At 61.8% G+C, this 12,374-nt stretch carries 14 protein-coding genes; all 14 read right to left on the bottom strand.

From position 1 onward, the window contains the following. Window positions 1–63 precede the first annotated feature (63 nt). The gene (locus AC07V0_RS04320) at window positions 64–372 is read right to left on the bottom strand and encodes an urease subunit beta (protein ID WP_018928453.1); all 309 of its coding nucleotides are present in this window, start codon (window positions 370–372) and stop codon (window positions 64–66) included. Beyond that, window positions 372–905, bottom strand: coding sequence for a GNAT family N-acetyltransferase (locus tag AC07V0_RS04315; RefSeq protein ID WP_018928452.1), 534 nt, complete (start codon window positions 903–905; stop codon window positions 372–374). Before AC07V0_RS04315 ends, AC07V0_RS04320 begins: the two co-directional genes overlap by 1 nt. A 6-nt stretch (window positions 906–911) precedes the next feature. Then, window positions 912–1,445 (bottom strand): GNAT family N-acetyltransferase, encoded by a 534-nt coding sequence (locus tag AC07V0_RS04310; protein ID WP_018928451.1) that lies wholly within the window; start codon window positions 1,443–1,445, stop codon window positions 912–914. Window positions 1,446–1,454: 9 nt separating this feature from the next. Beyond that, entirely contained in the window at window positions 1,455–1,757 is a 303-nt protein-coding gene (gene ureA / locus AC07V0_RS04305; protein WP_007937143.1) for an urease subunit gamma, read from the bottom strand. Window positions 1,758–1,900: 143 nt separating this feature from the next. Beyond that, the gene (locus tag AC07V0_RS04300; RefSeq protein ID WP_495019423.1) at window positions 1,901–2,740 is read right to left on the bottom strand and encodes an urease accessory protein UreD; all 840 of its coding nucleotides are present in this window, start codon (window positions 2,738–2,740) and stop codon (window positions 1,901–1,903) included. A gap of 31 nt (window positions 2,741–2,771) precedes the next feature. Beyond that, window positions 2,772–3,470 carry an urea ABC transporter ATP-binding subunit UrtE gene (gene urtE, locus AC07V0_RS04295; protein WP_019582243.1) on the bottom strand — a complete coding sequence of 233 codons (699 nt, stop codon included), beginning with the start codon at window positions 3,468–3,470 and terminating at the stop codon, window positions 2,772–2,774. 120 nt (window positions 3,471–3,590) lie between these two features. Beyond that, window positions 3,591–4,460, bottom strand: a complete 870-nt coding sequence (urtD, locus tag AC07V0_RS04290) for an urea ABC transporter ATP-binding protein UrtD (protein ID WP_018928448.1) — start codon at window positions 4,458–4,460, stop codon at window positions 3,591–3,593. Continuing rightward, a complete protein-coding gene (gene urtC, locus AC07V0_RS04285) occupies window positions 4,457–5,536 on the bottom strand; it encodes an urea ABC transporter permease subunit UrtC (RefSeq protein WP_086944059.1) in 1,080 nt (359 codons plus the stop codon). The genes urtD and urtC overlap by 4 nt, the downstream gene beginning before the upstream one ends. Then, window positions 5,536–7,035 (bottom strand): urea ABC transporter permease subunit UrtB, encoded by a 1,500-nt coding sequence (gene urtB / locus AC07V0_RS04280; protein WP_495019422.1) that lies wholly within the window; start codon window positions 7,033–7,035, stop codon window positions 5,536–5,538. The genes urtC and urtB overlap by 1 nt, the downstream gene beginning before the upstream one ends. 132 nt (window positions 7,036–7,167) lie before the next feature. Beyond that, window positions 7,168–8,433: an urea ABC transporter substrate-binding protein gene (gene urtA / locus AC07V0_RS04275; protein ID WP_007937152.1), complete on the bottom strand. Its 1,266-nt coding sequence runs from the start codon at window positions 8,431–8,433 to the stop codon at window positions 7,168–7,170. 237 nt (window positions 8,434–8,670) lie between these two features. After that, entirely contained in the window at window positions 8,671–9,039 is a 369-nt protein-coding gene (locus AC07V0_RS04270; protein WP_495019421.1) for a DUF6124 family protein, read from the bottom strand. Window positions 9,040–9,443: 404 nt separating this feature from the next. Next, complete coding sequence (locus AC07V0_RS04265) at window positions 9,444–10,454, bottom strand: FecCD family ABC transporter permease (RefSeq protein ID WP_495019420.1); 1,011 nt, start codon at window positions 10,452–10,454, stop codon at window positions 9,444–9,446. Continuing rightward, on the bottom strand, window positions 10,451–11,398 hold the full coding sequence (locus AC07V0_RS04260) for an ABC transporter substrate-binding protein (protein ID WP_064616048.1): 948 nt from the start codon (window positions 11,396–11,398) through the stop codon (window positions 10,451–10,453). Before AC07V0_RS04260 ends, AC07V0_RS04265 begins: the two co-directional genes overlap by 4 nt. Further along, window positions 11,395–12,183 carry an ABC transporter ATP-binding protein gene (locus AC07V0_RS04255; protein ID WP_258613030.1) on the bottom strand — a complete coding sequence of 263 codons (789 nt, stop codon included), beginning with the start codon at window positions 12,181–12,183 and terminating at the stop codon, window positions 11,395–11,397. Before AC07V0_RS04255 ends, AC07V0_RS04260 begins: the two co-directional genes overlap by 4 nt. Between the last annotated feature and the right edge of the window lie 191 nt (window positions 12,184–12,374).

Raw genomic sequence — 12,374 nt, 5'->3', positions numbered from 1 at the left:
AGCTGTGTTGCGAGCGCTTCGCACTCGAGCGGGAGCAAGCTCCCTCGCCACAGGGTTTGCGTGTCAGTCGAGGTCGCCCATGATCCTGCCGGCAAACCCGAACACCCGGCGATGCCCGGCCAGGTCCACCAGCTCGACCTCGCGGCTCTGCCCCGGTTCGAAGCGCACTGCGGTGCCGGCGGGGATGTTCAGGCGCATGCCGCGGCTGGCGACGCGGTCGAAGGTCAGCGCGTCGTTGGTTTCGAAGAAGTGATAATGCGAGCCGACCTGGATCGGCCGGTCGCCGCTGTTGGCCACCTTCAGGCTGACAGTGCGTCGGCCCACGTTAAGCTCGATGTCGCCGGGCTGGATCTGGTACTCACCGGGAATCATCACTGGGCTCCTTGGAGAATCTTGTAGTAGAGGGCGGTCGGTTTGTAGCGCCCGTTCGGGTCGCAGGCGTAGTCCGGAATTTCGCCGGCACGGGTGTAACCCAGGGCCTTGTAGAAGTCTTCGGCGGGGGAGCCGGCCTCGGTGTCGAGGTAGAGCATGCCGCGCTTGTGCTGGCGGGCGGCGAGCTCCAGGGCATGCATCAACTGCTGGCCCAGGCCGCGACGACGGGCGTGTTCACGCACCAGCAGTTTCTGCACTTCGGCGCGATTCAGCCCATTGGCTTTCTGGCACAGGTTCAGTTGCACACTGGCCTGCACCTGTTCGTCCTTGACCACCACCCACAGCAGCACGTTGCCTTTGTTCAGGTTGTCTTGGACTTCATCGAAATGGGCTCGGGCCTGGGTGGCGTCCAGATCCGCCATGAACCCGACGCTGGCGCCATAGCCGACGGCGTCGAGCAGCAGATCAATCAATCCCTGACGATAGTGCGCAAAGCTTTCAACATTGACGCGTCGCAGTTGGGCGGCGTTCATGGGGCATCACTCCTTGTGGGGATCGGGTGGCATTGCGCCCGGATCGAGGATCAGTTGCATGAAGGTCAGGTCCAGCCAGCGGCCGAACTTGGTACCCACCTGCGGCATTTGGCCGGTGACGACAAAACCGGCCCGATCGTGCAGCCGGATCGAGGCGCTATTACCGCTTTCGATGGCGGCGACCATCACGTGTTTGTTGCAGCCTTTGGCGCGCTCGATCAGCGCTGCCATCAGTTGCGGGCCGAGGCCATTGCCACGCTGGTCGTTGCGCACGTACACCGAGTGCTCGACCGTGTGGCGGAACCCGTCGAAGGGGCGCCAGTCACCGAATGAAGCGTAGCCGAGTACGTTGTCGTCGCCGTCGACGATTACCAGAATCGGATAGCCCTGGGCTTGCCGCGCGCTGAACCAGGCCTGGCGGTTGCCCAGGTCCACGGCCTGTTCGTTCCAGATCGCCGTGGTGTTGAGCACCGCGTCGTTGTAGATGTCGCGGATCGCCGGCAGATCGGCGTGCAGCGCATCGCGGATGTGGTAAGTCATGGCGCAGCCTCAGGCGATCGGTTGGTGAACGGTGACCAGTTTGGTGCCGTCGGGAAACGTCGCTTCGACCTGGATCTCCGGGATCATTTCCGGGATGCCTTCCATCACTTGCTCGCGGCTGAGCAGGGTGGTGCCGTAGTGCATCAGCTCGGCCACGGTCTGGCCGTCACGCGCGCCTTCGAGCAGCGCCGCGGAAATGTAGGCCATGGCCTCCGGGTAATTGAGTTTCACGCCGCGAGCCAAACGCCGCTCGGCCACGAGGCCGGCGGTGAAGATCAGCAGCTTGTCTTTTTCGCGTGGGGTCAGGTCCATCGTAGAAATCCATAATCGGCAGTTAAAGGTGTACTCAACCTGTAGGAGCGAGGCTTGCCCGCGAAGGGGACGCCTCGGTTTAACGGGAAGACCGCGTTATCGTTCTTCGCGGGCAAGCCTCGCTCCTACAGAGTGGATCGTGTTCAGGTGGCCCATATTCTGGGCGGAACGGCTTCGCGGCCGAGCAACGCAGGCCGGAGCAATCGCCACAATTCAATTAGCCAACCCCGTGCCAACAACGCCTCGCTGGCCAGGCACCGGGCGACCAACAGCCCCGGCAGCTGCGTCAGATCCCCGCGCACCTCATTGGGCAGCGAGCGGCACTTCTCCAGCAATTCACTATCAATCTCTCCGGTCACCAGCAACGTCGCAAACACCGGTTGCCCATCCAGCCCGATCGGCGAGTCCAGCAAACCGTCATCCCCGGTAATGCGCTGGCGTTCGTGCCAGAGCAACTGGCCGTCGCGGCGGATATCCAGGTGGGCCTGGAAGTGCCCGAGGTCGAAGCGCTCGCCACTGGCCGGACGCCCCAGCGCGACCACGTCCCAGTAGAACAACCGGGCATCGCCCTCAAGGTCAATGCTCGTGCTGAGTTCAGCCTGAGCGGCGCTGAAGATAATCGTCTCTTGCGGCAGCCACTCCAACGTAGCACCGGCGGCAACGCGCAAGTCGAGTTTCTGATAAGCCGGCCCGGCCGCGCGATACCACTTGGCGGCGCCGGGGCTGGTGATTTGTGCCCAGGCGTGGGTGCCGACGCTGGCCGAGATGTCCAGCCGATCACCGCCGGCAATCCCCCCCGGCGGGTGGACGATGATGTGCTGACACACCTCGGGGCCTTCGGCATACAAGTGCTTTTGCACCCGCAGCGGGCCTTGATGACGGCGCTGTACCGGGCGGGTGCTGGCGCCGAAACGGGCGTAGCCCAGCTCCAGCTCGGCATGCCAGCTCGGGTTAAACAGCGCAGTGGGGAGAGGTAAATTCATATCGTCTAATTTATCGTCAGAAGGCTGCAGGTTAGATCGTAACCAGCCCGCGCACACCTTCGGCTTCCATATTTTCGCCACGACCCTGCTGCACGATCTCGCCCCGGGACATCACCAGGTACTGATCGGCCAGCTCGGCGGCGAAATCGTAGAACTGCTCCACCAGCAAAATCGCCATGTCGCCACGGGCTGCGAGCTTTTTGATCACCGCGCCGATTTCCTTGATCACTGACGGCTGGATGCCCTCGGTGGGTTCGTCGAGAATCAGCAGCCGTGGACGACTGGCCAGTGCCCTGCCGATCGCCAGCTGCTGTTGCTGACCGCCGGACAAGTCACCGCCACGCCGTTGCTTCATTTGCAGCAGCACCGGGAACAGCTCGTAGATGAACGCCGGGACTTCCTTGGCCTCGGAGCCAGGAAACCGCGACAGGCCCATCAGCAGGTTTTCTTCCACGGTCAGCCGGCCGAAGATTTCCCGGCCCTGAGGCACGTAAGCGATACCGGCATGCACCCGTTGGTGCGGCTTGAACGTGGTGATCGGTTTACCTTCCCAGTTCACCGCGCCCTCCTTGGCCGGCAGCAAACCCATCAGGCATTTGAGCAAGGTGGTCTTGCCCACGCCGTTGCGCCCGAGCAGGCAGGTGACTTCGCCGACCTTCACCTCAAACGTCAGGCCCCGCAGGATGTGGCTACCGCCGTAGTACTGGTGCAGCTTGTCGACTTGCAGCATCTTCAAATTCCTCTCATTCCCTGTAGGAGCGAGGCTTGCCCGCGAAGGGGACGCCACGGTTGAACTGAAACACCGCGTTATCGTTCTTCGCGGGCAAGCCTCGCTCCGACAAAGGCAAAATCATCGACCGAGGTAGACCTCGATCACCCGCTCATTGTCCTGCACCTGCTCCAGCGACCCTTCGGCCAGCACGCTGCCCTGGTGCAACACGGTGACGTGGTCGGCGATCGAGCCGACGAAGCCCATGTCGTGTTCCACCACCATCAGCGAATGCTTGCCGGCCAGGCGCTTGAACAGCTCGGCGGTGAATTCGGTTTCGGCGTCGGTCATGCCCGCCACCGGCTCGTCGAGCAACAGCAGTTGCGGGTCTTGCATCAGCAGCATGCCGATTTCCAGAAACTGCTTCTGCCCGTGAGACAACAACCCTGCCGGGCGATTGACCGAACTGGTCAGGCGAATGGTTTCCAGCACTTCACTGATGCGATCTTTTTGTTCACCACTCAGGCGAGCCCGCAAGCTGGCCCACACCGACTTGTCGGTTTTCTGCGCCAGCTCCAGGTTTTCGAACACGCTCAGGGCTTCGAACACGGTTGGTTTCTGGAACTTGCGACCGATACCAGCCTGGGCGATTTGCACTTCGCTCATCTGCGTCAGGTCCAGGGTTTCACCGAACCAGGCCTTGCCGTGACTGGGGCGAGTCTTGCCGGTGATCACGTCCATGAGCGTGGTTTTGCCCGCGCCGTTGGGGCCGATGATGCAGCGCAATTCGCCAACGCCGATGTACAGGTTCAGATTGTTGAGTGCCTTGAAACCATCGAAGCTGACGCTGATGTCTTCCAGGGTCAGGATGGTGCCGTGACGTGTATTCAGGCCGGGGCCGACGCGTTGGCCGAGGCCGATGGCATCGCGGCTGCTACCGGCATCCTTGTTGGGCTGCGGTGGGAAAAAGGCCGGTTCGAGCATGAATTCAGCCGTTGCAGTGATCCTCATTGTTCACCCCTTTTCTTCAGCAGACCGATCACACCCTTAGGCAGATACAACGTCACGACAATGAACAGCGCGCCGAGGAAGAACAGCCAGTATTCCGGAAATGCCACGGTGAACCAGCTCTTCATCCCGTTGACCACGCCGGCACCCAGCAGCGGGCCGATCAGCGTGCCGCGCCCCCCCAAGGCAACCCAGACCGCCGCTTCGATCGAGTTGGTCGGCGACATTTCGCTCGGGTTGATGATCCCGACTTGCGGCACATACAGCGCCCCCGCCAGGCCACACAACACCGCACTCAACACCCAGACAAACAGCTTGAAGCCGCGCGGGTCGTAGCCGCAAAACATCAGGCGGTTCTCGGCATCGCGCAACGCGGTCAACACCCGGCCGAACTTGCTTTGCGCCAGACGCCAGCCGATGAACAGACTCGCCACCAGCAACAGTACCGTGGCGAAAAACAACACCGCGCGAGTCCCCGGTTCCGTGATGCCAAACCCGAGAATGCTGCGGAAATTGGTGAAGCCATTGTTGCCGCCAAACCCGGTTTCGTTGCGGAAAAACAGCAGCATCCCGGCGAAGGTCAGGGCCTGGGTCATGATCGAGAAATACACGCCCTTGATCCGCGAGCGGAAGGCGAAGAAACCGAACACCAGCGCCAGCAATCCCGGCGCCAATATCACCAGGCACATGGCCCAGAGGAAGCTGCTGGTGCCGGTCCAGTACCACGGCAATTCGGTCCACGACAGGAACGTCATGAACGCCGGCAAGCCGTCACCCGAGGCTTGGCGCATCAGGTACATGCCCATCGCATAACCGCCGAGGGCGAAGAACAGACCGTGACCGAGGGACAGGAGGCCGGCGTAGCCCCAGACCAGATCGAGGGCGAGGGCGACGATGGCGTAGCAAAGAATCTTGCCCACCAGTGTCAGCGTGTAGGCCGAGACGTGAAGCGCGCTGTCGGGCGATAACAACGACAGCAATGGCAACGCCAGTAGCAAAACGAGAATCACCGCGCCAACAGTGATGGTGACTTTGGGGCCGGCTTTTTTTGTCGCGGTAACGAGCAGAGGCTGGTTCATCAGTCGATCACCCGTCCTTTCAGTGCGAAGAGGCCTTGTGGACGTTTCTGGATGAACAGAATGATCAACGCGAGGATCAGGATCTTGCCGAGTACCGCACCGATCTGCGGTTCGAGAATCTTGTTGGCGATGCCCAGGCCGAATGCGGCCAACACGCTGCCGGCCAATTGACCGACACCGCCGAGCACCACCACCAGGAACGAATCGATGATGTAGCTCTGGCCGAGGTCAGGGCCGACGTTGCCGATCTGGCTGAGCGCCACGCCACCGAGGCCGGCGATGCCCGAGCCTAAGCCGAAGGCGAGCATGTCCACGCGCCCGGTCGGCACCCCGCAGCACGCCGCCATGTTGCGGTTCTGGGTGACGGCGCGCACGTTCAAGCCAAGGCGCGTCTTGTTCAACAGCAGCCAGGTCAGCACCACCACAAACAAGGCAAACGCGATGATCACGATGCGGTTGTACGGCAGCACAAGATTGGGCAGCACCTGAATCCCGCCCGACAACCATGCCGGGTTGGCCACTTCGACGTTCTGCGCACCGAACACCAGCCGCACCAACTGGATCAGCATCAGGCTGATGCCCCACGTCGCGAGCAGGGTTTCCAGCGGGCGGCCGTAGAGGTGACGAATCACCGTGCGCTCCAGCGCCATGCCGATGGCGGCGGTAACGAAAAACGCCACCGGCAGAGCAATCAGCGGATAGAACTCGATGGCTTGTGGGGCGAAGCGCTGGAACATCAGCTGCACCACGTACGTCGAGTACGCGCCGAGCATCAACATCTCGCCGTGGGCCATGTTGATCACCCCGAGCAGGCCGAAGGTGATCGCCAAGCCCAATGCCGCGAGCAGCAGAATCGAACCCAGGGACATGCCACTGAAGGCCTGGCCGAGCATTTCGCCGATCAGCAATTTGCGTTTGACCTGGGCCAGGCTGGTTTCGGCGGCGGTGTGCACACTGGCGTCGGTTTCGACGCCGGGTTCGAGCAAGCCTTCGAGGCGGGTGCGGGCCAGCGGGTCGCCGGTTTCGCCGAGCAAACGCACGGCGGCGAGGCGCACGGCGGGGTCACTGTCGACCAGTTGCAGATTGGCCAAGGCCAGGCTCAGGGCGGCGTGAACGGTTTCGTCTTGTTCGCTGGTCAGCTGTTGGTCGAGGAATTTCAGCTGCGCCGGTTTGGCGCTTTTCTGCAATTGCTGCGCGGCGGTCAGACGGGTTTTGGCGTCGGCGGCGAGCAATTGGTGGCTGGCCAGAGCGGTGTCGATCAGACCCCGCAGGCGATTGTTCAGGCGCAGGGTTTTCGGTTGGCCATCGATGGTCAGCTCGCCTTGTTGCAGGGCGTTGATCAGTTCGATGCGGGCCGGATCGGGCTGCGCGGCCCAGGTTTCCAGAAGCTTGGCTTGCTGCACGGGATTGGCCGCGACGAAGTCTTCGGCGTCGCCGGCGTGGGTGACCATCGGCAAAAGTAAAAATGCGATAACAAGGAACAGGCGATAAAGGGACATGGCTACGTCCTGAAAGGCGACGACGGATCCTGTAGGAGCGAAGCTTGCTCGCGAAGACGGCGGCACATCCAGCATCAATGTGTCTGACTCACCGTTTTCGCGGGCAAGCCTCGCTCCTACAGGAGGCTTTGCTTAGTTGCTCTTCACCGCATACTCCGGCTTCTTGTCGTTACCCGGGATGAACGGGCTCCACGGTTGGGCGCGGATCGGCCCTTCGGTCTGCCACACCACGTTGAACTGACCGTCGGCCTGAATCTCGCCGATCATCACTGGCTTGTGCAGGTGGTGGTTGGTCTTGTCCATGGTCAGGGTGTAGCCGGACGGTGCGGCAAAGGTCTGGCCGGCCAGGGCTTCGCGGACTTTGTCGACGTCGGTGGATTTGGCCTTCTCGGCGGCTTGCGCCCACATGTGGATGCCAACGTAAGTGGCTTCCATCGGGTCGTTGGTCACCGCTTTGTCGGCGCCCGGCAGGTTGTGTTTCTTGGCGTAGGCTTTCCAGTCATCGACGAACTTCTTGTTCACCGGGTTTTCCACCGACTCAAAGTAGTTCCACGCCGCGAGGTTGCCCACCAGCGGTTTGGTGTCGATGCCGCGCAGTTCTTCTTCACCCACGGAGAACGCCACGACCGGTACGTCGGTGGCTTTCAGGCCCTGGTTGGCCAGCTCTTTATAGAACGGCACGTTGGAGTCGCCGTTGACGGTGGAGATGACCGCCGTCTTGCCACCGGCGGAGAATTTTTTGATGCTGGCCACGATGGTCTGGTAATCGCTGTGGCCGAACGGGGTGTAGACCTCTTCGATGTCCTTGTCCGCCACGCCTTTGGAGTGCAGGAACGAGCGCAGGATCTTGTTGGTGGTGCGCGGGTAGACGTAGTCGGTGCCGAGCAGGAAGTAGCGCTTGGCGCTGCCGCCTTCTTCGCTCATCAGGTATTCCACTGCCGGGATCGCCTGCTGGTTGGGGGCCGCGCCGGTGTAGAACACGTTCGGCGACATCTCTTCGCCTTCGTATTGCACCGGGTAGAACAGCAGGCCGTTGAGCTCTTCGAACACCGGCAGCACCGATTTACGCGACACCGAGGTCCAGCAACCGAACACCACCGCCACCTTGTCCTGGGTCAGCAGCTGCCGGCCCTTTTCGGCGAACAGCGGCCAGTTCGATGCCGGGTCCACGACCACTGGTTCCAGCATCTTGCCGTTCACGCCGCCCTTGGCGTTGATTTCGTCGATGGTCATCAACGCCATGTCTTTGAGCGAGGTTTCGGAGATCGCCATGGTCCCGGACAACGAATGCAGAATACCGACCTTGATGGTCTCGGCGGCCTGGACAGTCCAGGTCATGCCCATCGCGGCAATGCTTGCCGTGAGTGTGAAAGCCTTGATCAAACTGCGACGCTTCATTGTGCGATCTCCATGAACGTTAAAGTTTTTTATGGTTGGCAGATGCGGACGACTGAAGGCTGTTTTGCAAGGGCTGTGCCCGGTCGGGGACGGGCAAGGAAATGTCGTATTAGAGTGGTTGCGGGGTTTGCGTGACGCACCATGAAGGGACGGGGCTGGCGCGTTGGTGCGAGAAGATGCGCCACATTGGGGCGATGCAGCCATCGCGGGCAAGCCCGCGATGGTCGATAACGCGGTCTACGCCGGGTCGACGTTATCCAGCGCCCGGTTTACCGCCAGCTCCGCCAGCATGATGCTCTGTTGAATCGCCAGCGCCGTGTAGCGCTGTGGGGCGGTCAGGTCGTTGGCGAAATCGCTGGCCAGGACACTCGCCGTGGCTAACGATTCACAGGCGTGGGCCAGCAGGCTTTCGGTATCCATATTCGGTGCGACGATGAACATGGTGCTGGGGCGGCGGGGTTTTTCGGTGTAGGGCGCCGGGGGATCGAGGTAATAGTCGAGGGCGCGTTTGATGGCTTCGCGATCCTTGAGTAATTCTTCGTTGCGCGAGGCTTCGGCGTTGGGGGTGGTGGTGTTGAAGGGTGGGTCAGGAATTAATTTGTCCATTGAAAAATTTCTCCAGCGTTGGAGCCTCCACTTGCCGCTTCTCACACGGGAAGAGGTGGCAGCTATGTGCGAGGTGAGAAGACCGGTTATGGACACCCGGCCGGACCGAAGTCCGCCCGCACACAGCCGCCATAACACATTTGCAGGCAGCTAATAAGCTGGCGGCGATTATGCGTGTACAGACACTGGATGACCATAAGTTGCCGGGCTTCTCACACCCGATCGCTGAGTTGTCAGCGACAGCCAAAGACTAGAGAGCCCGCTTCCGACGGACAACCTGAAAGATGCGTGGGAAAGGTCTGCGTTCTGATACATCCGTTAAACATTCAAAAGCGGAACGCGGAGCGTCCCTGGCGGCATTCCCACGCGGAGCGTGGGAATGATCACCCTGTGGGAGCGGCGAGTCAGCGCCGGCGCATCAGACCGATGAAGAACAGCCCGCCAATCGCGGCGGTGGCGACGCCGATGGGCAGGTCTTCCGGGGCGATCAGGGTGCGTGCGGCTACGTCGACCCAGACCAGGAACAGGCTGCCCAACAACACGCACACCGGCAGTAACCGTCGATGCTCGGCCCCCACCAACCGTCGTGCAATGTGCGGCACCATCAACCCGACAAAACCAATCGAGCCGCTGATGGACACCAACACCCCGGTCATCAATGAGGCAATCAAAAACACCCGCAGCCGCACGGTGCGGGCATTGAGGCCCAGGGTCACGGCGGTCTGCTCGCCGGCCATCAACGCATTCAACGGCCGGGCCATGCCCAGCAACAACACCAACCCGAGCAACACACTCGCGGCGGGCACGGCGAGCAATTCCCAACGCGCCAGCCCGAGGCCGCCGAGCATCCAGAACATCACCGCCGAACTGGCGCGATGGTCACCCAGAAACAGCAGCAGGTTGGCGATTGCCATCATCACGAACGACACCGCGACACCGCACAGCAGCAGCCGATCACTGTCCAGCCGCCCATGACGGTTGGCGATCATCAGCACGACCAGCATGCTCAGCAGCGCGCCGATAAACGCCGCGATGGGCAAGGTCAGCAGGCCGACGATTTCACCGACATGCAGCACCACAATCACCGCGCCGAGGGTCGCGCCGGAGGTCACGCCCAACAAGTGCGGATCGGCCAATGGATTGCGCGTCACCGCTTGCAGCACCGCACCGATCAGCGCCAGGCCGGCGCCCACCAGCGCGCCGAGCAACATGCGCGGCACGCGGATCAGCCAGACGATGTGTTCCTGGCCGGCCGTCCAGTTCTGCTCGCCAACACCGAACGCATTGTGCAGCAGAATCCGCCACACCACGTCCACCGGCACCCGCGCCGGGCCAAAACCCAGCGACACCACACACGACATCAGCAACAGCACGCCGAGGCCGATCAGCAACAAGGCATAGCGACGGTCGATCATTCGCCGTGGAAACCCTTGGCCAGGGTTTCGACCGCCAGCACGTTGTCGATCCCCGGGGTGGCCTGCACGTACGGAATGACGATGAAGCGCTGGTTCTTGATCGCGTCCACCGATTGCAGGGCCTGGTTGTTCAGCAAAAACTGCTCCTTCTGTTCAGCGGTGACTTCGCCGTAATCGACGATCACGATCACCTGCGGATTACGCTCGACCACGTTTTCCCAGTTGACCCGGGTCCAGCTCGCCTCGACGTCGTCGAGAATGTTGCGCCCGCCGGCCGCGTCAATCAGCGCCTGGGGCATGCCCAGGCGCCCGGAGGTCATGGCCCGGTCTTCACCGCTGTCGTAGAGAAATACCCGAGGCTTGTCCGCTGGCAGATCCTGGCGCACCTCGGCGACTTGCGCCTGCATCCGGGCGATCACGGCATTGGCGCGATCCTGCACGTCGAAGATTTTGCCGAGGTTGCGCAGGTCGTTGTAGGTGTCTTCCAGGCTCGCGGGTGGGCGCTTCATCACGAAGGCGCAGGACTCGGTGAGTTCGTAGACGTTGATCCCCAGCGGTTGTAGGGTTTGCGGCGTGAGGTCACCACCGACGCGCATGCCGTAGTCCCAACCGGCGAAGAAGAAATCGACGTTGGCGTTGAGCAGGGTTTCCACCGACGGGTACTTGGCTGCCAGCTCCGGCAAGCCATCGAGGATGGTCTGCATCTGGGGCGTCACCGATTTCCATCCGGTCACGCCGCTGTAGCCGGCCATCCTGGGTTTGAGACCGAGGGCGAGCATCATCTGGGTCATGTTGATGTCGTGGCTGACCGCGTGTTTCGGCGCTTGCTTGAAGGTCACTGCGCGGTTGCAGCTCTGGACAGTCAGCGGGTATTTCGTGGCCTCGGCGAAGGCATGGGCACTGCCCAGCAACAACGCGACGCAAAGCAGGGAACGCAAAGTCATGGTTGGGTTATCCAGGTGATTCGTGGGTAGCCGTGCAAGGGATGGTCATCGATCAGGGCGTCGACGCCGAACACGTTGTGCAAAAGGTGTGTGGTCAGGACTTCTTTGGGGGTGCCACTGGCCACGATGCGACCGTGATGGATCACGTACAGCCGATCGCAGAAGGCCGCCGCCAGATTGAGGTCGTGGATGCTCGCCAATGTGCCGATCTGCAGGCGTTTGACCAGTTGCAGCAGTTCCAGTTGATAGCGCGGGTCGAGGTGGTTGGTCGGCTCATCGAGGATCAGCAATTGCGGTTGCTGGGCCAGGGCGCGGGCGAGGATCACCCTCTGCTTTTCACCGCCGGACAGGGTGGCGAAGGCGTGGTCTTCGAAGCCTTTGAGGCCGACTGATTCCAGGGCGTGGGCCGCGAGGTTGCGGTCGTGCACGGTGTCGCCGTCGAACAGTCCTTTGTGCGGCGTGCGGCCCATGGCGACCACTTCATCGACGGTCAGGCCGAAGGCGTCGGGAAATTCCTGCAACACCACGGCGATGCGTTGCGCACACCAGCGTGAGGACTGCTTCCAGACGTTGTGATGGTCGAGTTTTATCTCGCCATGTTCCGGTTTGCTGAAGCGATAAGCACACCGCAGCAGGCTGGTTTTACCGCTGCCGTTGGGGCCGATCAACCCGACGAACTCACCGGCAGCCACGTGCAAGGAGGCGTCACGCAGCTGGAACTGGTGATGGCAGTGGCCGTGGCCCAGGGGTGTCCAGGCGAGGTTGGTGATGTTCAGCGAAGTCATTTCATTCCTGATGATCGTTCAAGCCAGCACACAACCTGTGGCGAGGGAGCTTGCTCCCGCTCGGCTGCGCAGCAGTCGTAAAGCCCGACAACGCGGTATACCCGGAGAAACCGCGGCGTCAGGTTTGGGGTCGCTGCGCAACCCAGCGGGAGCAAGCTCCCTCGCCACAAAAACTTGGCAGTTTGCCAAGG

The sequence above is a fragment of the Pseudomonas sp. GW821-FHT01E10 genome, from assembly GCF_059422365.1.
This window is presented reverse-complemented; position numbering and strand designations above follow the sequence as displayed.

Coding starts and splice junctions, on each gene's coding strand:
- AC07V0_RS04315 (WP_018928452.1), bottom strand. CDS start 905: ATGAACGCCGCCCAACTGCGACGCGTCAATGTTGAAAGCTTTGCGCAC.
- AC07V0_RS04300 (WP_495019423.1), bottom strand. CDS start 2,740: ATGAATTTACCTCTCCCCACTGCGCTGTTTAACCCGAGCTGGCATGCC.
- ureA (WP_007937143.1), bottom strand. CDS start 1,757: ATGGACCTGACCCCACGCGAAAAAGACAAGCTGCTGATCTTCACCGCC.
- AC07V0_RS04255 (WP_258613030.1), bottom strand. CDS start 12,183: ATGACTTCGCTGAACATCACCAACCTCGCCTGGACACCCCTGGGCCAC.
- urtA (WP_007937152.1), bottom strand. CDS start 8,433: ATGAAGCGTCGCAGTTTGATCAAGGCTTTCACACTCACGGCAAGCATT.
- AC07V0_RS04320 (WP_018928453.1), bottom strand. CDS start 372: ATGATTCCCGGTGAGTACCAGATCCAGCCCGGCGACATCGAGCTTAAC.
- urtD (WP_018928448.1), bottom strand. CDS start 4,460: ATGAGGATCACTGCAACGGCTGAATTCATGCTCGAACCGGCCTTTTTC.
- AC07V0_RS04265 (WP_495019420.1), bottom strand. CDS start 10,454: ATGATCGACCGTCGCTATGCCTTGTTGCTGATCGGCCTCGGCGTGCTG.
- AC07V0_RS04310 (WP_018928451.1), bottom strand. CDS start 1,445: ATGACTTACCACATCCGCGATGCGCTGCACGCCGATCTGCCGGCGATC.
- AC07V0_RS04260 (WP_064616048.1), bottom strand. CDS start 11,398: ATGACTTTGCGTTCCCTGCTTTGCGTCGCGTTGTTGCTGGGCAGTGCC.
- urtE (WP_019582243.1), bottom strand. CDS start 3,470: ATGCTGCAAGTCGACAAGCTGCACCAGTACTACGGCGGTAGCCACATC.
- urtB (WP_495019422.1), bottom strand. CDS start 7,035: ATGTCCCTTTATCGCCTGTTCCTTGTTATCGCATTTTTACTTTTGCCG.
- AC07V0_RS04270 (WP_495019421.1), bottom strand. CDS start 9,039: ATGGACAAATTAATTCCTGACCCACCCTTCAACACCACCACCCCCAAC.
- urtC (WP_086944059.1), bottom strand. CDS start 5,536: ATGAACCAGCCTCTGCTCGTTACCGCGACAAAAAAAGCCGGCCCCAAA.